Annotated in this window: 19 protein-coding genes, 1 tRNA gene and 1 pseudogene; 2 read left to right on the top strand and 19 right to left on the bottom strand. The window is 68.5% G+C overall.

Annotated features, from left to right (window positions below; all coding sequences use genetic code 11):
• Window positions 1-7: 7 nt before the first annotated feature.
• From P7B02_RS05585 to ccrA, 18 genes and pseudogenes are all read right to left on the bottom strand, one after another.
• Window positions 8-1,675: a methyl-accepting chemotaxis protein gene (locus P7B02_RS05585; RefSeq protein ID WP_277785336.1), complete on the bottom strand. Its 1,668-nt coding sequence runs from the start codon at window positions 1,673-1,675 to the stop codon at window positions 8-10.
• Entirely contained in the window at window positions 1,672-2,238 is a 567-nt protein-coding gene (locus P7B02_RS05580) for a chemotaxis protein CheW (RefSeq protein ID WP_277785335.1), read from the bottom strand. Before P7B02_RS05580 ends, P7B02_RS05585 begins: the two co-directional genes overlap by 4 nt.
• Window positions 2,238-3,668, bottom strand: a complete 1,431-nt coding sequence (locus tag P7B02_RS05575) for a CheR family methyltransferase (RefSeq protein ID WP_277785334.1) — start codon at window positions 3,666-3,668, stop codon at window positions 2,238-2,240. The genes P7B02_RS05580 and P7B02_RS05575 overlap by 1 nt, the downstream gene beginning before the upstream one ends.
• Window positions 3,665-4,219, bottom strand: a complete 555-nt coding sequence (locus P7B02_RS05570; protein ID WP_277785333.1) for a chemotaxis protein CheW — start codon at window positions 4,217-4,219, stop codon at window positions 3,665-3,667. Before P7B02_RS05570 ends, P7B02_RS05575 begins: the two co-directional genes overlap by 4 nt.
• Before the next feature lie 9 nt (window positions 4,220-4,228).
• A complete protein-coding gene (locus P7B02_RS05565; RefSeq protein WP_277785332.1) occupies window positions 4,229-4,666 on the bottom strand; it encodes a helix-turn-helix domain-containing protein in 438 nt (145 codons plus the stop codon).
• Between the two features lie 17 nt (window positions 4,667-4,683).
• Complete coding sequence (locus tag P7B02_RS05560; RefSeq protein WP_277785331.1) at window positions 4,684-5,142, bottom strand: hypothetical protein; 459 nt, start codon at window positions 5,140-5,142, stop codon at window positions 4,684-4,686.
• Window positions 5,143-5,200: 58 nt separating this feature from the next.
• A complete protein-coding gene (locus tag P7B02_RS05555) occupies window positions 5,201-5,557 on the bottom strand; it encodes a hypothetical protein (RefSeq protein ID WP_277785330.1) in 357 nt (118 codons plus the stop codon).
• A 191-nt stretch (window positions 5,558-5,748) separates the two neighbouring features.
• Complete coding sequence (locus P7B02_RS05550) at window positions 5,749-6,090, bottom strand: hypothetical protein (protein WP_277785329.1); 342 nt, start codon at window positions 6,088-6,090, stop codon at window positions 5,749-5,751.
• Window positions 6,091-6,229: 139 nt separating this feature from the next.
• A pseudogene (locus P7B02_RS19680) lies at window positions 6,230-6,388 on the bottom strand (helix-turn-helix domain-containing protein); the annotation flags it as partial.
• Between the two features lie 130 nt (window positions 6,389-6,518).
• Entirely contained in the window at window positions 6,519-7,727 is a 1,209-nt protein-coding gene (locus P7B02_RS05545) for a pentapeptide repeat-containing protein (RefSeq protein ID WP_277785328.1), read from the bottom strand.
• A gap of 206 nt (window positions 7,728-7,933) precedes the next feature.
• Window positions 7,934-8,023, bottom strand: a tRNA-Ser gene (locus P7B02_RS05540).
• A gap of 103 nt (window positions 8,024-8,126) precedes the next feature.
• Complete coding sequence (locus P7B02_RS05535; RefSeq protein ID WP_277785327.1) at window positions 8,127-8,549, bottom strand: PaaI family thioesterase; 423 nt, start codon at window positions 8,547-8,549, stop codon at window positions 8,127-8,129.
• 11 nt (window positions 8,550-8,560) lie between these two features.
• Window positions 8,561-9,019 carry a PaaI family thioesterase gene (locus tag P7B02_RS05530; protein ID WP_277785326.1) on the bottom strand — a complete coding sequence of 153 codons (459 nt, stop codon included), beginning with the start codon at window positions 9,017-9,019 and terminating at the stop codon, window positions 8,561-8,563.
• Between the two features lie 70 nt (window positions 9,020-9,089).
• Window positions 9,090-9,911, bottom strand: coding sequence for an MBL fold metallo-hydrolase (locus tag P7B02_RS05525; RefSeq protein WP_277785325.1), 822 nt, complete (start codon window positions 9,909-9,911; stop codon window positions 9,090-9,092).
• 91 nt (window positions 9,912-10,002) lie between these two features.
• A complete protein-coding gene (locus P7B02_RS05520) occupies window positions 10,003-11,106 on the bottom strand; it encodes an aromatic ring-hydroxylating oxygenase subunit alpha (RefSeq protein WP_277785324.1) in 1,104 nt (367 codons plus the stop codon).
• Between the two features lie 16 nt (window positions 11,107-11,122).
• Complete coding sequence (locus P7B02_RS05515) at window positions 11,123-12,595, bottom strand: M20 family peptidase (RefSeq protein WP_277785323.1); 1,473 nt, start codon at window positions 12,593-12,595, stop codon at window positions 11,123-11,125.
• A gap of 74 nt (window positions 12,596-12,669) precedes the next feature.
• The gene (locus tag P7B02_RS05510) at window positions 12,670-14,265 is read right to left on the bottom strand and encodes an alpha-glucosidase (protein ID WP_277785322.1); all 1,596 of its coding nucleotides are present in this window, start codon (window positions 14,263-14,265) and stop codon (window positions 12,670-12,672) included.
• A gap of 57 nt (window positions 14,266-14,322) precedes the next feature.
• Complete coding sequence (gene ccrA, locus P7B02_RS05505) at window positions 14,323-15,594, bottom strand: crotonyl-CoA carboxylase/reductase (protein WP_277785321.1); 1,272 nt, start codon at window positions 15,592-15,594, stop codon at window positions 14,323-14,325.
• A gap of 218 nt (window positions 15,595-15,812) precedes the next feature.
• On the opposite strand from ccrA, the gene P7B02_RS05500 reads away from it, so the two are divergent.
• Complete coding sequence (locus tag P7B02_RS05500; RefSeq protein ID WP_277785320.1) at window positions 15,813-17,801, top strand: protein meaA; 1,989 nt, start codon at window positions 15,813-15,815, stop codon at window positions 17,799-17,801.
• Window positions 17,802-17,856: 55 nt separating this feature from the next.
• Here the strand turns inward: P7B02_RS05500 and P7B02_RS05495 are convergent, their stop codons facing one another.
• Window positions 17,857-19,245 carry an MFS transporter gene (locus tag P7B02_RS05495; protein ID WP_277785319.1) on the bottom strand — a complete coding sequence of 463 codons (1,389 nt, stop codon included), beginning with the start codon at window positions 19,243-19,245 and terminating at the stop codon, window positions 17,857-17,859.
• Here P7B02_RS05495 and P7B02_RS05490 point away from each other — a divergent pair.
• Window positions 19,244-20,041 carry an extensin family protein gene (locus P7B02_RS05490; protein WP_277785318.1) on the top strand — a complete coding sequence of 266 codons (798 nt, stop codon included), beginning with the start codon at window positions 19,244-19,246 and terminating at the stop codon, window positions 20,039-20,041. The two genes, P7B02_RS05495 and P7B02_RS05490, sit on opposite strands and share 2 nt — an antisense overlap.
• The last annotated feature ends 413 nt before the right edge of the window (window positions 20,042-20,454 follow it).

Here is a 20,454-nt window from a genome sequence, read left to right as displayed (position 1 = left end):
CTCGACGCTAGACGCGGTAGCGTTCCACCAGCCCGAGCAGCTGGCGCGACAGGTTCGACAGATTGGCCGCGGCCTCGTCCAGCTGGCGGGTGCCCGCGGCGGTCTGCTGGCTGGCCTGACGGATGTTCTGCAGCGCGCCCATCACCTGCTCGATGCCCAGTTGCTGCTGATTGGTCGATGCGACGATCTGCTGGAAGGTCTGGACGCTTTCCTGCACCCGACCGGTGATCTCGGTGATCGTGCGCTGGGTGGTGTCGGTGCGCTCCTTGCCGGCGGCCACGCGCTTCACCGCCTCCTCGGTCAGCATGACCGACGAATTGATGCCACGCTGGATGTCGCCGAGGATCGAGCGGACCTGCACCGTGGCGTCCTTCGCCTGGTCGGCCAGCAGCTTCATCTCCGACGCCACAACCGCGAAGGCGCGGCCGTTCTCGCCGGCCGAGGCGGCTTCCAGCGCCGCGTTGAGGGCCAGCAGGTGGGTGCGCTCGGAGATGTCGTTGACCGTGGCGATGATGTCGCCGACGGCCTGGGTCTTCTCGCTCAGGGCGACGATGTTTTCCGCCACGGCCTCGGCCTGCTCACGGATGGCGTCCATGGCCTTGGCGGTTTCGTCGACGGCGCGCAGGCCATCGTTGCTGGTCTGGGCTGTGGCCTGGGCGGTGGCGATCACTTCCTGAGCGCGGCGGCCGATCTGGGCGCCGGAGTGGGTGATCTCGTCCACCGTGGCGGCGGTTTCCTGCACGGCGGCGAGCTGCTCCTCGACACTGGCGGCCTGCTCCTGGGTGGAGGCGCGGATTTCGGCGGTGGCGGCGTTCAGATTCTCGGTGGCCTCGCGGCTCTGCTTGGCCAGATTGCTCAGGCCTTCGACCATCTCATTGAGGTTGCCGCCCAGCTTGCCGATCTCGTCCGCCCCGACGGCCGCCTTGCCGGTCAGGTCGCCCTGGCCGACCTTGCCCACGAAGGTCATGAACGCGCCCAGCGGTCCGACGATGGAGCTGCGGATCAAATAGGTGATCACCACCGCGACGGTCACCGCCGCCAACATGAAGGCGAACAGCCACAGGCGGCTGGCGTTGTAGGTGTCGTTCACCCGGCGCTGGCCGGAGATGATGGCGTCATCCAGCACGGTCTCGGCCCCCTGGATGCCGCGGCCGAACTCGGCGCGGCGCTGGACCAGAGCGGTCTGGGCGGCGGCCACGCCGGTGGCGTCGCCGGTGCGGACGGCGGTGAACAGCGCCTCGGTGTCGGCGCGACCCTGACGGGACGAGGCGGCGGTTTGGGTCAGGTGGCGTTCGATCTCGCCCCACGCCTGCTCACGCTCCGCAGATTGGGCCGTGGCTCGGAATTCACGCGCCTTGGCGACCGCGGCCGCCAGGGTGGCGTCCATGTCCAGGCCCTTCTGGCGCCAGTTGGCGATGGGGTCGGAATCGTTGCCGCCCAGGCCGCCGGCCGAACGCGACAGGTAGCTGGTGATGACCGCGTCGCTGGCGGCGCGCATCTCGTTGGCGATGTTCCGGACGCCGGCGATTTCGCGCATCATCGCCATGTCGCGGGTGACCACGGTCTCGGTGGTGTCCTTCACCACCCCCACCTGGTTCAGGCCGAACACGCCGATGCCGAGCATCAGCACGGTCACGAAGGCGAAGCCGAGAAGGATTCTGTTGGCGATCGTCACGAGGTCAGGCTCCGGGATGGGCTTGTCTGCAGCGCGCGGAACAGCGCGTCTGCATTGAGAAGGGCCGTGGTGCGGCCAAGATGATCGCCGATGCCGGCGCGAATGGCGGCCAGCGGATGCGCGCCCTCGCCCTGGTCGGCCAGGGGCTCGACCTCCGCCACGCCAAGCACGGCGTCGACGCGCAGGGCGGTGGGGTTGGGGGCGCTGGCGATGATCAGGATCTGGCCGGTGGTCGCTGGCGTCGCCGCCGCGCCCAGCAGGACCGCCAGGTCCAGCACCGCGTGCAGCTTGCCGGCGTGGGACAGGACGCCGATGACGGCCGGATGGCTGCGCGGCGCGGCGGCGATGCGGGCGACGGGCGCCACCTGCGAAACCAGGTTGAGGGACAGGCCGACCAGTCCGCCGGCGGTTTCGCACAGCAGGACGGATCGGGTGGCGGCGATGGCGGCCTCGACCCCGCGAACGGCCAGCCGTTCGGCCCGCGCCGCGGTGATGCGGCGCGCCCGACCTGGCGACATCTCGCCGGTCGAAAGCTTGACCTTCCTGGTGCGACCTGTGGCCATCACCCCCCCGTAACAGACTCAAGCTGTGCGCGCGCCGCTGTTCGCAACGCGCCCGCCGTGAGCCCCGACCCGGCCGTCAAACGCGCGTCCGACGACAAGGTTCCCGCGATTTTCGCCGCCGTGGCCAATGACCGCCGCCCGCTCGGCTTGCGCCCGGTCGCCGCTAGAAGCAGCCCAAGGTGATAGTGCGCCAGGGCGAACTCGCGATTGAGGTAGAGCGCGCGGCGCAGCGCCTTCTCCGCCTCTTCCATACGGTCGACGGCGTAGAGAACCACGCCCTCGATGAAGTGCAGCTCCGCCGCCTCGGGACGCTCGCTGATCGCTTCGCGGCTCAGCGCGAGCGCCGCGTCATAGCGGCCGGCGTCGGCCGCCGTCTGGATCGCAGCGAAGGTCTGTTCCAACGGCGCGGCGGAGGTCGTGGCGGGCGAGGGCGGCGGCGCGGCGGGCTGAACGACCTTCGCCGGCGCGGATGGCGCCGGCGGCGCAGGCGGGTCGATCAAAGGGGCCGGCGGCTCGAACACGAAGGGCGTCGGCGTCGCCGGCGGCTCATAGGTCTCCCCCTCGGCCGGTCTGCGATAGGCCGCCGTACCAGGCAGCGAGACCGGCTCCAGGGAGCGGGCGAAGTTCGGGCTGGGTTCGGCGTGACCCACCAGCAGCCAGCCGCCGCCGGCCATGCGCTCGCCCATGGCCTCCACAAGGGCGTCCACCGTGGTGGGGTGGAAGTAGATGAGCACGTTGCGGCACAGGATCAGGTCGAACTCCGACCACTCCAGCGGCGCGTCGCCGGTCAGCAGGGTCAGCAGATTGGCCCGCTCGAACCGCACCAGCGACCGATAGGCGCCCTTCAGCCGCCAGCGGCCCTTGTCCTCGGCGTCAAACCAGCGGTGCTGGTCTTCCGGCTTCAGGGCCCGCAGGGCCCATTTCCCAAAGACGCCGGCCTTGGCTGTGTCCAGGGAAGGCTGGTTTATGTCCGTGCCCAGAATGGAGATCCGCCAATCAGGCAGGCGCTCGCCCAGCATCTGCGACAGCAGGATGGCGACGGAATAGGGCTCCGATCCGTTGGCGCAGCCGGCGCTCCAGATGCGCAGCCGCTTGCTCTGCGCGCGCCGCTTCAGAAGCTCCGGCAGGATGGTTTCGCGCAAGGCCGCGAACTGCTCGGCGTAGCGGAAGAAGAAGGTTTCGCCGACCGTGATCTCGGCTTCCAGGGCCGCCCATTCGCGCTCGCTGTCGATTCCGTCCAGCCGCTCGCGATAGGCCGCCGCATCGGCCGCGCGCACCGCCGCCATGCGGCGCTGGACCCGCTCCCAAAGCAGGTCGTCCTTGTCGTCGTAGTAGAAGTGGCCGGTGCGTTCGATGATCCGCCGCTTCAGCTCCCGGAAGGGATGCGACGGGTCGAGAATGGCGGCGTCGTTGGCCCGCCGAGGGATCAAGCCGCCGACGGGCTCCACTCGTCGATCCGCGCCTGGGCGGCCTCGGCGATGTCGGCCAGTCGGGCCTTCTCCTCCGCCAGCAGCAGGCGCTCTAGCGACAACACCGGGATCAGAGCGCCGTCGTGGGCCAGTTGGGCGCTGACGCAGCCGTTCAGGCTGTCGCCCTCGTCGGCGGGGCGCAGGGCGTCGGGCGCGGTCTCGGCCACGTCCAGAACCCGGTCCACCAGCAGGGCGGTGCGGCGGTCGCCGGAGCGTACCACCAGCATATGACTGTAGAGACCCGGCTCGTCCGCACCGCCGAACAGGGCGGCCATCGAGACGACCGGCACCGCCTCGCCGCCCAGGTTGAATACGCCGGCCAGGGCGCGGGGCGCAGCCGGCGGTCGGGTCAGGTCAGGCAGGGGGAGGAATTCCACGACCGCCTCGCGCGGCAGGGCCGCGGTGGTCTGGCCGAACTGGAAGATGGCGAAGATGTCGCGCGGCGAACTCATGCCGCCATTAGCCACACGAGCGGCGACGGCCGCAATGGCCGCCGGCTCAATCTTGCTCAAAGACCGCTCTTAGGCGGCGCTTTCCTCGCGCTCGTCGTCGGTCATCGAGGTGACCAGCTGGACGACCCGGCGACGCACCGCGTTGCTGGTGATCTTCGGGAAGGCGCGGGCGATCTCGAGACCTTCCGGGGTCAGCAGGAATTCCTGCACCGCCTGTTGGTCGTCCAGGGCCGTCACGTCCGCCGGGGTCGCGGCGGTCGGGTCCGGCAGGCCGTCGAAGAAATAGCTGATCGGCACGCCCATGGTGCGGGCCATGTCGTAGAGCTTGGAGGCCGAGACGCGGTTCACGCCCCGCTCGTACTTCTGAACCTGCTGGAAGGTCAGGCCCAGTCCTTCAGCCAGTTGCGTCTGGCTGATGCCCAGATGCTTGCGGCGGAGTCGAATGCGGGCGCCGACGTGGATGTCGGTGGGGTTCGGAGCGGATTCGAGCTTATCTTGAGCGTTCATGTCCTCCCGCTACACCCTCAAGCTGTACCGCGCAACGAGGGGCGACGATTCGCCTCAAGAAGTGTTCCAATAACAATGGCTAGCAACAACAAGTAGCTGGAGATGAAGAGGCCGGTCAGATAGGCCCAGGTGACGATCTCGGGATCGACCATAGCCCCGATGTGCATGATGGTCCCGAGAGCGTGGAATCCCGCCGCCCACAAGGGCCAGAAGCGCGCCGAACGCAGCGCCAGAGCGATCAGGAAAGCCAGCAGCCCCGCATCGATCGCCAGGATGCCGAGCTGCGGCCCCAGGTGGACGTCCAGGTTCTGCGTGAAGGGGGTGATGATCCAGCAGATCAGCACCACGGCGGCGCCCGCCGCCTCCGTCCGTCCGCCGCGCCAGAAAGCCAGCACCGTGGTCGCGACGACAGCCGCCATCCCGATCTGCTGCGTCGGCGTATGCAGGTGCAGTTGGGTCAGGACATCCGAAAGCAAAATGGGGCCTCCTTCCGGAGACCCCATATAAACTGCGCCATGGATCGGCGGCAATTCTTCAGGCGGCGTGCGGCTCCACGGCGCGCAGATCGCGGCGGGCGAGACGGGCGCTCAGCGGCTTTTCAGGGCCGGTGCCCACCATCACGGCGCCCAGGCCGATGTCGTGCTGGGCGACGGTCAGCTCCTTGTGTGTCTCGACGATGGAGCGGCGGGCCATGCCCAGGGCGCTCACGGTCTCGATCGCCTTCTCGATGGCGCTCTGACCGATCAGGGCCGACAGGTTGGCGTCGCTGCGGATGGCGGGCATCAGGCCGGCCAGCTTGGCGGTCGCGGCCAGGGCGGCGTCGATGGCGGCTTCGGATTCGTAGAGGCTTTCGGCCACCTTCTCGGCGACCATGCGGCGTTGCTTGAGCATGAGTGGTCCTCCGCGCCGGACATCCCCCGGCGAGCTGTTGAATGCTGCTTCCGATAGGCGCCGCGGGACCTCGCGGCGCCGCAGCAGTTACATGAGTTCCTTCAGGGCGTGGAGGCCGGCAAGAATGCCTCCGAAGCCCACGGCCGCACCGATGGCGATCGCCGCGATCCAGCCCAGTCTCGCGAAAAGACCTAGGTCGTTCCGCTCTCCCCAAGCCGGGGCTGGAACCCATCGTCCAGCACCGTCGAGGCGAGGCACAAAATCTCCCGCAGGACCATTTCCGGAGGCTTCCAGCGGGCTAGTTTGCGAGTGGCCGAAACCATGCCCGCGATGAAGTCCGCCTTCTCCCCGCCAGCCAGATCGTTCAGCTGGCGCTCGAGTTGCTCCCAGGTGAAACCCGGAAGCGCGGTCTGCATCGTGGGCTGATCCACCCACCTGTTTTCGAACGAGCGGACCTCGTTCCTCAGCCAAAGCGCGTCCATGATGACTTCCGCTGAAGCCGTGCTCTGGGTGTTGATCGAACCGTCGTCCATGAATGTCGCCTCCATGGTCACGAGAAGGCGCGACGTTCGGGGCCGGCGACAGTCGGGCCGAATCCCATGGGGGATTTTCCCCACCCCCGGGAAGGCCCTCGGCGACGTCGGATCCGGTGAAGGCGAGCATGCGCACGGCGTCGCGGCGGCTGCTTGCGCCCAGGCGCTTGCAGGCCTTCTCCACGTGAGTGTCGACGGTCTTGGCGCTGATGCCCAGCTGCCGACCGATCTCCTTGGAGTTCATGTACTGCGCGGCCAACTGAAGGCACTCGCGCTCGCGCGGCGTCAGTCGTTCCATACCTTGCAGTTCCGCTTCCGGCTCGTTCATGCCCGTATGAGTAAACGTCCAAAGACCTTCCACGCCAAGTAGAATTCCTGGCGGCGAAATCAAGCGGCGTTTGGGATTCCGCCGGCGCGCAGGCGGGGGCTCAGGCCTGGGCGGCCTTGGGGGACGTCCCCCAGATCACCTGGTTCACCACCACGTTCTGCAGGCTGGCGCCGTCCGTGGCCGCGCCGGTGAAGTCGGCGCCGCGAAGGTCCGCGTCATCCAGGATCGCCGCCGTGAAGTCCGCGCCCAACGCGTTCACATAACGGGCGCGGGTCTCGGTCAGGTCGGCGGGCGCGTCGCGGTCACGCAGCTTCAACGGCCCCAGCTTGGCGTCCCTCAGCACGGCCTTGCTCAGGTTCGCCCCGCGCAGGCGCACGCCGCGCAGGTCGGCGCCGCTCAGGTCCGCCGCGCGCAGATCGGCGCCGTCCAGCTTGGCGCCTTGAAGCTCCGCGCCCGCCAGCTTCAGCCCCACCAGGCAGGCGCGGCGCGCGGAGATGGCGGTCAGCTTCAGGCCGGTCAGGGCGTCGGCCAGGGGGCGCAGATCCTCGCCGTCGATGATGGCGGGCGTGCCTTCGCGTCCGTCGGTCCGGCACCAGCGGTCGTGCTCCACCAGGGCGGCCTGGATCGCGCGGGAACGCTCGATGGTTTCGCGGGTCGGATCGGTCAGGCAGCCGCCCATCTTGGTGGCCACGGTCTTGGCCCCGGTCAGGGTGACGTTCATCAGCACCGCGCCGTCGAAGTCGGCTCGGTCCAGGTCGGCGTTGGTGAAGTCGGCGTTGACCAGGATCGCCCCGGTGAACTTGGCTCCGCGCAGGGTCGCGCCCTGCAGGGTCACGCCGCGCAACGCCGCGTCGGTGAAGTCGGCCGAGATCGCCGAGACGTCCGAGAACTGCGCGTCGTTCAGGACCGCGCCGCCGAAATCGGCCTCGTCAGCGTCGGCGGGCTTTAGCTGGTCCTCGCCGGCGCGGTTGCGGCTGGCGCCGGGGGCGGTGACCACCGCTGGGCGCAGATCCGCCCGGGTCAGGTTCACGGAGCTGAGCGTCGCGCCGCGCAGGACCACGCCCCGCATGTCCGCGTCCACCAGGCTGGCGCCGCGCATGTCCGCGCGCCGCAGGTCGCAGCCGAACAGGTTCGCCCCGTCGAGTTTGGAGCCTTGAAGCTTGCAGCCTTCCAGCACCGAGGCCGACAGGTCCACGCCGGACAGGTCGCGCCGGGAAAGGTCGAGGCCGCTGAGATGGGTGAAGCGCAGGATCGCGCGCCGGCCGCCGGGCTGGCGTCCCACGAGCCGTTCGTGGGCGGTCAGGATCATGTCGAGTTCCGGCTGTGTCAGACGCCGGCGGCCCGAAAGCTCCATATCAGCCCGCAAACCTTTTCCTCCCCCAAGGAAGCTGCGCTTTGTGCGTGTCTTCTAAACACGCTCAATCGCCGCGACGCCAGACCCGAGGCCGCGATTCTGCGTCGCAGGCGCACGACCGCACAGCCTTGCGGCGCTTGGTTCAGCTTATCAGGAAAGAATGGCGGAGAGGGTGGGATTCGAACCCACGATACCCTTGCAGGTATGCCGCATTTCGAGTGCGGTGCATTCGACCACTCTGCCACCTCTCCTAAGCCGGGTGTGGAGCCCCTTTAAGGGCCCCCGTGATCGAGGCGCGGAACCTAGCGGCGAGGTCCCGCTTTCGCAAGCCCGTCTTACAGGACTTTTTTGAACCTAGTTTTTCGGGTGCAGAACCATCTGCGTGCAGCGGAACAGGGCGATGGTCTTGCCCGTCTCCTCGTGTGTCACAACGGCGTCCCACACCTGGGTCATCCGGCCCCCATGGGCGAGCTTGGCCTCCACCGCCACCGCGCCGTCCCGGGCGGTGCCCAGGAAGTTGGATTTCAGCTCGATGGTGGTGAAACTGGTCGCCCCTTCCGGCAGCGACACCACGCAGCCATAGCCGCAGGCGCTGTCCGCCAGAGCGATGACGCTGGCGGCGTGCAGGAAGCCGTTGGGCGCCATGTGATGCTGCTTCACCTCGAAGCGGCCCTTCACATAGCCGCGCTGGGCGTCCAGCCACTGAAGGCCCAGCAGGTCGGGCAGGGAGCCGGCCTGGGCTTGGGTCAGCTGCTGTGAAAAGTCGTTCTCGGACATGCTCTTGATCCTCAGGCGGCGACGCGTTCGGCGGTCACGACGGCCAGTGTGGCGAGGCCCACGGCCACCAGCTTCTCCGTTCCGCCGTCCTCCACGGCATAGACCTTGGCCTCCACCGGCGCCAGCGAGCGCCCCGGCTTGACCACCGTCGCCCGGCACACCAACCGGCCGCGCCGGGCGGGGGCGACGATGTTGAGCTTGTACTCGGCGGTCAGCACCGTGCTGCCAGGCTCGCGCAGGGATGATCCCGCCGCCGCGGCGCAGGCCACATCCACCAGGAAGCCCACCGCGCCCCCGTGGAAGAAGCCGTTGTGCTGCGCCACCTCGTCCCGATAGGGCAGAGCCACGACGGCCTCGCCCCGGCTCAGGGCCAACACCTCGGCGCCCATGTGGCGAAACAGGCCCTGGGCCTGAAGCGCGCCGCGCACCAGTGCGTCGACCGGCGCGAAGTCCGGATCATGCTCGCTCATGAAAACTCCTTCGTACGCGAAGAAGCTAGGCGGGCGACCTTGCGGCAGGCAAGGCGTTTCGTGCGTGAAATTATTTCGGTGCGAGGCGGCCGGCGCTGAGATTGATCTTCAGCGCGACCTTCTGGGTCGGCGTCAGGGCCACGGGCGCGAGGCCCCGCATGGCGGCGAAGGCCGTTTCGCTGACGTCATCGCCCACATGCGGATTGGACCGCCGATGGTCGCCGATGGTGCTTTCGTGGACGAGCGTTCCGTCGGGCAGGCGCGTGGCGCGGCTGTGATAGAGTTTGGTGCCTTCCGGCAGCTTGGTCAGCAGACGGCGCAGGGACTGGTGGAATTGCACCGGATTGGCTGTGGGCAGGTCGGTGGGCCCCGCGCCTTCCGACGGCATGTTCAGGGCCGTGCCCACGAACACCGCGTTGCCGACCCGATAGGCCACGGCCTCGGGCGTGCGGCCCGGGATCGGCAGGGCGTACAGTTTCAGCGAGCCCATGGGCATGGGATCGCCGCCGCGCGCCAGCTTGTCGAAATCGTAGCCCATGGAGTCCACGCCCGCGACGCTGACCTCGATGCCCGCCAGGGGGCAGAGGGCGGCGATGGTCTTGGGAACCTCCGCGCCGATGCAGGTGGAGCCGCCGGTCAGGTACTTGATGCGCCCGGCGGCGGTGATGCGGTCACCTTCGATGCCGGTCTGCAGGACCCAGGTCGGGCCCATGTCCTTTTCGCGGATCTTGGCCACGATGCCTTCCACGAAGGTGCTGGAAAGCTTCTTCGCGACGGGGTCGATGTCCAGGATCGGGTCCACGAACGCGCACAGCCCGGTGGACGGATCGACGATCAGATAAATGACGGCGAGGCTGTCCGGATTTACGAACGCCTGGATTTCCGGCTGCATGCGGTTCCCGCCGCTTCCCCAACTAATCCAGTCAAAGTGACGCAAGCGTCTTAAAGCAATACGAACAAGAAACGCTTTTGCCGCAAGCCCTTCAGCTTCTCCATTTCAGGACCGCGGGCTCCACCGGATTGCGGAAAGCCCGGCCTTCGGCCCGGCTGGCGGCCCATTCACGCTTAAGCTGTTGGTACCACTTGGCTTGGCGGTCGGCGTCGTCGACCCAAAGCAGAGCCGGATCGTAGCGCAGCCCCTCGTTCTGAAGGTTCACCATTGCGGCGTCTTGCCGCAGGAAGATGCGCGCGGCCTTGCGGATCAAGGGGCGCAGCAGGACGAAAGCCGGGTGATCCGACCACATGATCTGGGTGATCCGGGTGCGGTTCTCGTCCATCGGCGTCAGGCAGGTCAGGGACAGGACCTGCCGCTTGCCCACCGTCACATGCTCCCAGCGCAAGCCGGGCAGGCGGAAGGTGATCTCCGTCAGCGGCTCCCCGCCCAGCACCGCGTAGGCGCGGCTGTTCTTGGACGGCTCGTGCCGGACCATGGCGAAGCCGGCTTCGCGGGGCTCGAACTTCTTGGCCTTCTCGTGCTGGCTCTTGGCCGAGCGCCACCACCACTGCTGATGCACATACGGGCCATGGGCGGGGTCCATCAGCCCGACCACCGCGTGGTCGATATGGCTGTCGAACACCATGCGGTCCACCAGCTTGGGCGCTCCGCCCACCACGCCGGGGAACACCGGCGGCGCCTCGGGCGGCTCACCGGCGAAGCGCGGGTCGGACGAGATCCAGACGAACACCATGCCCTGGCTCTCGGCCACAGGGTAACGGCGGACGCGGATGCGCTCCACCTCCATGGCCTGGTTGTCGACCAGCGACGGAACGGTGGTGCAGACCCCCTCGTCGGTGGAGAAGCGCCAGCCGTGATAGGGGCATTCGACACTCTCGCGCCCGTCGCACTCGCGCTTCAGCTTGCCGGCTGATAGCGGCGCGGCCCGGTGCGGGCAGATGTCCTTCAGGGCATAGACGCCGCCGTCCCGCTGCCGGCCCAGCAGCACCGGCTCCCCCAGCAACTCGTAGCGTTGCAGCTTGCCGCGCTTCAGCTCGCTGGAAAGGGCGGCGAAATACCAGCTGTCGAGCAGGAAGCCCTGCCCGAACTTCTGCGCGGGAGCCTTGCGGGTGGGAGCGTCGCCTTCAGCCATGAGCCCCTTTAGCTTTTCAGCGCGCCGCCGTCTCCACCAGCCGCATGTAGAACCGCACCATCTTGCCCACATCGGCGATGGCGATGTGCTCGTTGGTGCCATGGATCATGGCCAGCTCCTTCTGGCCCAGTTCGATGGGCTGGAAGCGGTAGGTCGCGTCCGACACGGGGGTCATGTAGCGGCTGTCGGTGCCCGCCACGACCAGGGCGGGGGCCACCGGCGCGCCGGTCTCGGCCGCCGCCACGCCGGCGATGGTCTTCCAGGCGTCCGAATCCGTGGATGCGACGCCCGACGGCTCGATCGGAGTTTTCACCCAGGACAGGACAACCGGCAGGTCGCCCACCGCCGCCTTGGCTCGCGCCATGACAGAGGCGGAGGTATCGCCCGGCGCGATGCGGTAGTTGATCCACGCCGTGGCGTCCTGCGGCAGGACGTTCTCCTTGGGGCTGCCCTTCAGCATGGTCGGGGCGATGGTGGTGTGCAGCATGGCCGCCCCCGCCGGGGTCTTGGCCGTTTCACTGACCAGAAGCGGCGAGAACAGCCAGGTGTTGGCCGCCGCCACTTTCACAATGGGCGACGCCAGCGGCGCCAGGGCCTTCAGCATGTCCGCCCCCGGCCCGGCGAAACGCAGGGGGAAGGGATCGCCCGTGATCGCCAGCACCGCCTTGGACAGGGTCTCGACCCCCGTCTCCTTGGGCGGGGTGGACGAATGGCCGCCCGGCGCCTTGGCCGTCACGGTCAGTGTGCCGTAGCCCTTCTCCGCCGTGCCGATCAGGGCGACCTTGCCGCCGGTGACCGGGTGGTCGGCGATCACCGCCATGCCCTCGTCGAGGACAAAGTGCGCCTGCACGCCGCGCGCCTTCAGCAGGGCCGCCGCCGCCTTGGCGCCGGAGCCGCCGGCCTCCTCGTCATGGCCGCTGACCAGGATGATGGTGCGCCGGGGCTGATACCCGCCGGCCGCCAGGGTCTCCATGGCCTCGAACAGGGCGATCAGGGAGCCCTTGTCGTCGATCGCTCCGCGCCCCCAGACCGCCCCGTCGGCGATGCGGCCCTCGAACGGCGGATGCTTCCAGTCGCCTTCGGTCCCGGCGGTCACCGGCACTACGTCCTGGTGCGCCATCAGGATCGCGGGGCGCAGGCTCGGGTCGCTGCCGCGCCAGGTGTAGACCAGCGCCTGCCCCGCCACCGTCTCGCGCGTCATCCGCGCATGGGCGGCGGGATAGGTGGCCTGCAGCCAGGCGTGCAGCTTGTCCCACTCGGGAATCTGGTTCTCGGCCGGGTCCTGGTGGCTGATGGTCTGGAAGCGGATGGCCTGCGACAGGTGGTCGGCGGCGCGGGCGGCGTCCACGTTGCGCGCCCGGGGCAGGTTCGACGACGCAGGATCGACCTCGGCCGGCGGCTTGAAGGTCACGGTCCGCACCGCCACCACCGCGCCGACCACCACCACGACACCCAGGCCAGCCAAGGCCGTATTGCGAACCCAACCCATGCGACGCTCCCCGCGTTTTGCGCGAGCTTAGGCCGATCGAGGCGAGGGCGGCTAGGGGCGTAAGTGGCCGTTGTTCAGTGCACGCGCACGATGTGGGCGGCGTAGGGGCCGAGGCGCCATGCGCCGGCTTCAGCTTCAGCCTCGCCCGTCGCAGCCAGGGTCTCGCCCGACAGCTTCGTCTCCCAATCCACGACCGCGGCGCTCAGGTTGAAGACGCAGACGATACGCTCGTCTCCCTCGCTCCGCTCATAGGCAAGGATCGGCGCCGGGGCGTCGATGAAGCTCAGTGCGCCCAGGCGCAGGGCGGGAGAGGCGTTGCGCACCTTCATCAGGCGACGAGCGAAGTTCAGGGTGGAGCCGTCGTCGCTCTCCTGCTCCGCCACGGTCAGCCCCACGTGCTCCTTGGCGGCGGGCAGCCAAGGTGTCCCGCTGGTGAAGCCGAAATTCCGGTCCGGCCTCCACGGCATCGGCGTGCGGCAGCCGTCCCGCCCCTTGGCCACCGGGTAATAGAGATCGCCCATGGGATCGCGCAGCTGGTCCCGGGTCAGGTCCGCCTCCGGCAAGCCCAACTCCTCGCCCTGATAGAGCAGGATCGTCCCGCGCAGGCTCAACAGCAGGGCCAGCATCATCCGCGCCAGCTTCGGCCCGGCGTTCGTCCCGCCGAACCGCGTCACCGTCCGCACGATGTCGTGGTTGGAGAAGGCGATGCAGGGCCAATGGTCCGCATGCTCCGACAACAGTTGATAGTGCTGGGTCAGGAAAGCCCGCTCCAGCTCCGAAGCGATCAGCAGGGGGAAGCTGTAGCCGGAATGCAGCCCCACATCCGGCGCCGCCAGGCCGCCGGACAGAGCCGGCTCTTCGAAGAACTCGCCAAAGACAAAGCGGTCGGGATGCCGCTCCACCGTCCGCCGCACCGCCTCCATGGCGGTGATGTTGTCGGGGCGGTTGCTGTCGTGCAGGTGCCGTTGAAGATGCGCCGCATGGCCCCAGTGCCAGCGTGTCCGGCTCTCCATCGGCTCGGGCGGATTGTCCGCCAGATCGGGGTCGTGCAGGTAGCAGTTGGTGGTGTCGAGACGGAACCCGTCCGCCCCCCGCTTCAGCCAGAAATCCAGCACGTCCAGCGCCGCCTGCCGGGCGTCCGGATTATGCCAGTTCAGCTTCGGCTGCTGCCGCAGGAAGCGGTGATGGAAGTGCTGGCGCCGGGCCGGCTGATAGGACCAACCCGGACCGCCGAACGCCGCCAGCCAGTTGTTCGGCGGCGTTCCGTCCGGCTTGGTCTCCGCCCAGACGTACCAGTCGGACTTCGGATTATCCCGGCTACGCAGGCTTTCCTGAAACCAGGGGTGTTCGTCGCTGGTGTGGGCCAGAACCTCGTCCAGCAGCACCTTGATCCCGCACCCATGCGCCGCCGTCAGCAGGGCGTCGAAATCGGCCAGGGTCCCGTAGTCGGGATGGACGTCCTCATAGTCGCTGACGTCATAGCCCCAGTCGCGGTTCGGCGACGGGTGGATCGGCGACAGCCAGATCGCGTCCACGCCCAGGCTCTTGATGTAGTCCAGTCTGGAGATCAGGCCCGGCAGGTCGCCGTGTCCGTCCCCATCGCTGTCCAGGAAGCTGCGGACATAGACCTGATAGACCACCGCGCCGCGCCACCAGGGGGCATCCGCCATCTCGTCCTCCCGACCCTCGTCAGGGGATGAAGCGGCCCTGGCGCGCTTGCGTTCCCCTCAGGCGCCCGACAGCTCCAGCACCTCCTCGAAGGTGCGCAGGCCCGGCCGTTGGGCGCAGACCAGCACGCCCATGTTTCCGGGCAGGTGCTTGTTGTCGAGCATCTTCTCGTGAGCCGCCGGGATGTCGTTCCAGGGAAAGACCTCCGACAGGCAGGGGTCGATGCGACGGTCGATGACCAGCTGGTTGGCGGCGCTGGCCTGCATCAGGTTGGCGAAGTGGCTGCCCTGAACCCGCTTCTGCCGCATCCACAGGAAGCGCGCGTCCATGGTCAGGTTGTAGCCGCTGGTCCCGGCGCAGATGGCGACCATGCCGCCCCGCTTCACCAAGAAGACCGATACGGGGAAGGTGGACTCGCCCGGGTGCTCGAACACCAGGTCCACGTCCCTGTTGCCGGTGATCTGCCAGATGGCTTTGCCGAACTTGCGGGTCTCCTTCATGTAGTCGGAGAATTCCGGCCCGTTCACGGTCGGCAACTGGCCCCAGCAGTTGAACGCCTTGCGGTTCAGAACCGCCTTGGCGCCCTGGCTTTTGACGAAGTCGATCTTGTCGTCGTCGCTGACCACGCCGATGGCGTGCGCCCCGGCCACGGCGGCCAACTGCACGGCGAACACGCCCAGGCCGCCGGACGCGCCCCAGACCAGCACGTTCTGGCCGGGCTTCAGCTCATGCGGCTTGTGCCCGAACAGCATCCGGTAGGCGGTGGCGAGCGTCAGGGTGTAGCAGGCGGCCTCCTCCCAGGTCAGATGCCGGGGCCGCTGCATCAATTGGCGCGACTGCACGCGGCAGAACTGGGCGAAGCTGCCGTCCGGCGTCTCGTAGCCCCAGATTCGCTGGCTGGACGAGTACATCGGATCTCCGCCGTTGCACTCCTCGTCGTCGCCGTCGTCCTGATTGCAGTGAATGACAACCTCGTCGCCCAGCTTCCAGCGCTTGACCTTGGACCCTACCGCCCAGACCACGCCCGAGGCGTCCGATCCAGCGATGTGATAGGGCTGCTTGTGCCCGTCCAGCGGGCTGATCGGTTCGCCCAGAGTGGCCCACACGCCGTTGTAGTTCACGCCAGCGGCCATCACGAGCACCAGCACCTCGTCCTCGCCGATCTCCCAGGTCGGCACGACCTCCACCTGCATGGCGGTCGCGGGGCGGCCGTGCCGTTCCTTGCGGACGGTCCAGGCGTACATGGTCTTGGGCACGTGGAAGGCCGGCGGGATCTCTCCGATCTCGTACAGGTCCTTCAGCTCGGTCTTGTCGACCGTGTCGGTCGTCATCGCGCGGCTCCCTTCCGCTTCTGCGCTGCAACATGGATCGAACGCTTGGGTGCTCGACGCGGATCATTGATCTGATCCGTCATTCCGCCAGTTTCAGCGTGTTCCTCGCCGCTCTGACGCCAACGAGTGTTTGACAACTCTTTGAAACTGGCAAGACTGTTTTTGCATCGCAGCATGGACGAAGAAGCCGATATTGCGCTGCGGTAGGGAGCGAGCCGTTGTCAGACAAGCCTTTCCAGCACGCCAAGGATGCGCCGTGGATTTTCCGCACCTATGCGGGCCACTCCACGGCGGCCAAGTCCAACGCCCTCTACCGCTCCAACCTGGCCAAGGGGCAGACGGGTCTGTCGGTGGCTTTCGACCTGCCGACCCAGACGGGCTACGACGCCGACCACATCCTGGCGCGGGGCGAGGTGGGCAAGGTCGGCGTGCCGGTCGGCCACCTGGGCGACATGCGCACCCTGTTCGAGGGCATCCCGCTGGAGCGGATGAACACCTCGATGACCATCAACGCCCCGGCGGCCTGGCTGCTGTCGCTCTATGTGGCCCTGGCCGACGAGCAGGGCGCCGACCGCAAGCTGCTGCAGGGCACCACTCAGAACGACCTGATCAAGGAATACCTGTCGCGCGGGACCTACATCTTCCCGCCGGAGCCCAGCCTGCGGCTGATCGGCGATATGATCGCCTGGTGCTACCGCGAGGTTCCCAAGTGGAACCCCATGAACGTCTGCAGCTACCACCTGCAGGAGGCCGGCGCGACGCCGGAGCAAGAGCTGGCCTTCGCCCTGGCCACCGCCATCAGCGTCCTCGACACCGTCCGCGCCGGCGGCCAGGTCCCGGACGAGGACTTCGAGGTTGTCTGCTCGCGCATCAGCTTCTTCGTCAACGCCGGCGTCCGCTTCGTCACCGAGCTGTGCAAGATGCGCAGCTTCACCCAGCTGTGGGACGAGATCCTGCGCGATCGCTACGGCGTCCAGGACCCCAAGGCCCGCCGCTTCCGCTATGGTGTGCAGGTCAACAGCCTGGGCCTGACCGAGCCGCAGCCCGAGAACAACGTCTATCGCATCCTGCTCGAAGCCATGGCGGTGACCCTGTCCAAGGACGCCCGCTGCCGCGCCCTGCAACTGCCCGCCTGGAACGAGGCGCTCGGCCTGCCGCGCCCCTGGGACCAGCAGTGGTCCCTGCGCATGCAGCAGGTCCTGGCCTACGAGACCGACCTGCTGGAGTACGAGGACCTGTTCGCGGGCTCCCATGTGGTCGAGGCCAAGGTCGCCGAGCAGAAGGCCGGGGCGCTGGAGGAGCTGGCCCGCATCGACGCCATGGGCGGTTCGGCCGCCGCCATCGGCTATATGAAGGCGGCCCTGGTGGCCTCGAACGCCGAACGCGTCCGTGCGGTGGAGACCGGCGAACAGGTGGTGGTCGGCGTCAACCGCTGGACCGACAGCGAGGCCTCGCCCCTGTCGGCCGGCGAAAGCGCCATCGAGACCGTCGATCCGAAACTCGAGGCCGATGTGGTCGCCGCCCTGAAAGCCTGGCGGGCCCAGCGCGACAACGCCGCCGTCGAGACCGCCCTGACCGAACTGAAGACCTGCGCCGCCGACGGCCGCAACATCATGCCGGCCTCCATCGCCGCCGCGAAGGCGGGGGTTACCACGGGCGAATGGTCCTTCGCCTTGCGTGAAGTGTTCGGCGAATACCGCGGCCCCACCGGCGTCTCCCTGATCGTCTCCAGCGACGGGGATGAGGACCTGGAATCCGTCCGCCGCGAGGTGGAGCGGGTGTCGCAGGCCCTGGGCCGCCAACTCACCTACCTGATCGGCAAGCCGGGCCTGGACGGTCACTCCAACGGCGCCGAGCAGATCGCCACCCGCGCCCGCGCCGTCGGCATGGAAGTGCTCTATGACGGCATCCGCTCCACGCCGGATGAGATCGTCCGCCGCGCCAGGGAAAGCCGCGCCCATGTGGTCGGCCTGTCGATCCTGTCGGGCTCGCACCTCGATCTGGTGCAGGAGGTGGTGCGCCTGATGCGGGCCGAGGGCCTGCACGACATCCCGGTGGTGGTCGGCGGCATCATCCCGCCGGAAGACAGCCTGATCCTCAAGCAGATGGGCGTCGCCCGCGTCTACACGCCCAAGGACTTCAAGCTCACCGAGATCATGGCCGACGTGGTCAAGGTCGTGGAGGCGGCGGCCCTGGCGGAGGCTTGAGCTTAAATCCTCCCCCTCTCCGTCCCTTCGGGACACCTCCCCCACAGGGGGAGGATTACTGTTTCATCCCGCCCAGCCGCAGCGCCGCTAGCCAGCCGGCCAGTGATAGCGGGATCAGCGCTCCGAACAGCCAAGACCCCACGGCGGTCGCCGTCGACGGTTCGATCCCGTGCGCGAAGCCCAGCGCATTGGCCGCCGCGCCGATGCCGGCCGCGCCCGCCGCGCCGCCGATCATCTGGGCGGTGGGGATCGAGGACGAGCCCATGGCCTGCTCATCGCTGGGCAGGGCGCCGATGATCCGTTTGGCCGTCGGACCCCAGGCCAGGCCGAAGCCGCAGCCGACCAGCAGCAGCGACGCGAAGATCTCCGCCACCGACCGGTGCGGCAGGGTCCAGGCGCTCCACACCGTGCCCAGCATGACGCAGGTCGCCCCCAGCCGGATCATGATCCCGTCCAGCCTATGCGGCACGACGGCGGCCAGCAGGGCGGTGATCGTCCAGCCGCCGGCGATGGCGCTGACCACATAGCCCGCGAACAGGGGCGAGGCGTCGTGCTGCCGTTGGATGAAGGCCGGGCCATAGACCGACAGGCCGATGGCCGCCGCCTCCAGGGCGAAGATCATGAAATAGCCGGCCCCCGCCGCCCGGCGCAGGTCCCCGGCCGATCGCGGCAGCAGCGGCGTTCGCGCCCGCGCGTTCACCCGCAGCAGGCTGGCCATGACCACCACCCCGAACAACGCCAGGGCGCCGCCGATCACTGGCCGGGTCACGATCCCGGCCGAGGCGATCATCCCCACCGCCACGGTCAGCACCAGAAGCTGCGGGACGGGCACGCCGCCGGACCGCTCCGTCCGGTCGCCCTTCTCCATCAGCAGGGCCGAGGCCGCCACGAACACCGAGCCCTGGACCACGAACATCCAGAACGCCCCGCGCCAGAAACCCAGCTCCGCGAACACCCCGCCCACCAGCGGGCCAAGCACCGTGGCCACGCCCCACACGGCGCTGATCGCCCCGAACACCTTGCCCCACAGGCGCTGCGGGAACATCACCGCGATAGCCACGTAGCACAGAGCCACGATGCCGCCCGCGCCCAGGCCCTGCACCAGCCGGCCCAGGACGAAGGTCAGGAAGTCCGGCGCGACCGCGCTGGCCAGGCAGCCGATCACATAGGCCCCGCCCGCCACCAGCGTCGCCTGCCGCAGGCCCAGCACCATGGACAGCCGCCCCGCCGCCGCCCCCGCGATGATCGAGCCCAGCAGGTACGCCGCCACCGCCCAGCCGAAGTACTGATACCCGCCCAGATCCTGACCCACGCTCGGCATGATGGTCACGGTCACCAGGGTGTCGGCGGCGTTCAGCCAGATGCCCAGGCACAGCAGGCCAAAGCGCAGGGCCAGCCCGGGCGCCATCAGGTCGCGCCAACTGGCGGGAGTCTCGGTCGTCATGCGCGGCGGTCTAGCCCGCCTCGACGAGGAAGCCCACCCATGGCGAACCGCCTGCGCCGGGCCGCGTTGCCTCCCTGTGAAGCCCGCATCGCCCGAAACCCTTGCCCTGGCTGGCCTTGGCGCGGCCCTGCTCGATTTCGCCCTGATGGCGATCATCGTGTTCGCGGGGGTGGATCGATATGCGCCGCCGCAGGACCTGCCGTGGAAGCCGTTCAGCCTGGAGCAGCCCATCGGCATGGCCACGGCGCGAAAGCTGGCGAGCCTCGCGGACGATCCCGCCGCCTGCCGCGCCGCCCTTACCGACGGCGGCCTGACCTTCAGCGAGGTCCCTCTACGCGAACAGGGCTTCTGCTCCACCCGCGACGGCGTCCGCATCACCGGCGGCGCCAGCCTGTCGCCGCCCGGTCCGCTGATGACCTGCGGCCTGGCCCTCACCTACGCCCTGTGGGAACGGCAGGTGGCGGCTCCCGCCGCCCAGATCGCCTTCGGCCAGCCGCTGGGTCGTGTCGATCACTACGGGACCTATGCCTGCCGCACCGTCTATGGGCGCGAGGGCGCACGCCCCAGCAATCACGCCACCGCCAACGCGGTCGACATCGCCGGCTTCCGGCTCGTGGACGGCCGCCGCCTCACCATCGCCTCGGACTTCCGGGACGAGAACGCCGAGGGCCGCTTCCTGCGCGCCGTCCGCGACGGCGCCTGCAAGCTATTCGGCTCCACCCTCAGCCCCGACTACAACGCCGCCCACGCGGACCACCTGCACCTGGACCGCAGCCGGTATCGGATTTGTCGGTAACTCCCCCTCTCCCTCGATGGGAGAGGGGCAGGGGTGAGGGTGATTGCGACGGTTCCTAATCTCCGTCACCCTAGGCCTTGTGCCTAGGGCCCAGAAACGGCTGAGCATCCCGTTGGACTGCGGCGGTCACCCCCGCACCATCCAAGGCCGCCACGGAGTCTCTGGGTCCTAGGCACAAGGCCTAGGAAGACGGATGTGAGGCGGGGAAATCGGCGAACTTATCCGCCCCCATTCCGCCCTCCCGTAAGCTCCTGATCGTCCCCATCACGGGAAGGGCGCGCGGCCAGCGCTGTGTCGTGGAGGGGATGCGGTCGAGCGGGAAGCGCGACCGTCGGTGGTGAGAAGGAGGGGCTTCCGCCTTTCCGGACACTGCTCTTGCCCCAAAGCGACGTGACATCGGCGGCGCGCAGCAG

Origin of the sequence: Caulobacter segnis, from assembly GCF_029543125.1 — a bacterium.
In the GTDB taxonomy this organism is placed as follows: domain Bacteria; phylum Pseudomonadota; class Alphaproteobacteria; order Caulobacterales; family Caulobacteraceae; genus Caulobacter; species Caulobacter segnis_D.
Note: the sequence above shows the minus strand (reverse complement) of the source record. Positions and strands in the feature narration are given on the sequence as shown.

Bases quoted from the DNA above. Each gene is read 5' to 3' on its own strand.
- P7B02_RS05580 (WP_277785335.1), bottom strand. From the start codon at position 2,238: ATGGCCACAGGTCGCACCAGGAAGGTCAAGCTTTCGACCGGCGAGATG.
- P7B02_RS05495 (WP_277785319.1), bottom strand. From the start codon at position 19,245: ATGACGACCGAGACTCCCGCCAGTTGGCGCGACCTGATGGCGCCCGGG.
- P7B02_RS05530 (WP_277785326.1), bottom strand. From the start codon at position 9,019: ATGAGCGAGCATGATCCGGACTTCGCGCCGGTCGACGCACTGGTGCGC.
- P7B02_RS05545 (WP_277785328.1), bottom strand. From the start codon at position 7,727: ATGATCCTGACCGCCCACGAACGGCTCGTGGGACGCCAGCCCGGCGGC.
- P7B02_RS05510 (WP_277785322.1), bottom strand. From the start codon at position 14,265: ATGGCGGATGCCCCCTGGTGGCGCGGCGCGGTGGTCTATCAGGTCTAT.
- ccrA (WP_277785321.1), bottom strand. From the start codon at position 15,594: ATGACGACCGACACGGTCGACAAGACCGAGCTGAAGGACCTGTACGAG.
- P7B02_RS05525 (WP_277785325.1), bottom strand. From the start codon at position 9,911: ATGCAGCCGGAAATCCAGGCGTTCGTAAATCCGGACAGCCTCGCCGTC.
- P7B02_RS05550 (WP_277785329.1), bottom strand. From the start codon at position 6,090: ATGGACGACGGTTCGATCAACACCCAGAGCACGGCTTCAGCGGAAGTC.
- P7B02_RS05535 (WP_277785327.1), bottom strand. From the start codon at position 8,549: ATGTCCGAGAACGACTTTTCACAGCAGCTGACCCAAGCCCAGGCCGGC.
- P7B02_RS05490 (WP_277785318.1), top strand. From the start codon at position 19,244: ATGCGCGGCGGTCTAGCCCGCCTCGACGAGGAAGCCCACCCATGGCGA.
- P7B02_RS05515 (WP_277785323.1), bottom strand. From the start codon at position 12,595: ATGGGTTGGGTTCGCAATACGGCCTTGGCTGGCCTGGGTGTCGTGGTG.
- P7B02_RS05555 (WP_277785330.1), bottom strand. From the start codon at position 5,557: ATGCTCAAGCAACGCCGCATGGTCGCCGAGAAGGTGGCCGAAAGCCTC.
- P7B02_RS05565 (WP_277785332.1), bottom strand. From the start codon at position 4,666: ATGAACGCTCAAGATAAGCTCGAATCCGCTCCGAACCCCACCGACATC.
- P7B02_RS05520 (WP_277785324.1), bottom strand. From the start codon at position 11,106: ATGGCTGAAGGCGACGCTCCCACCCGCAAGGCTCCCGCGCAGAAGTTC.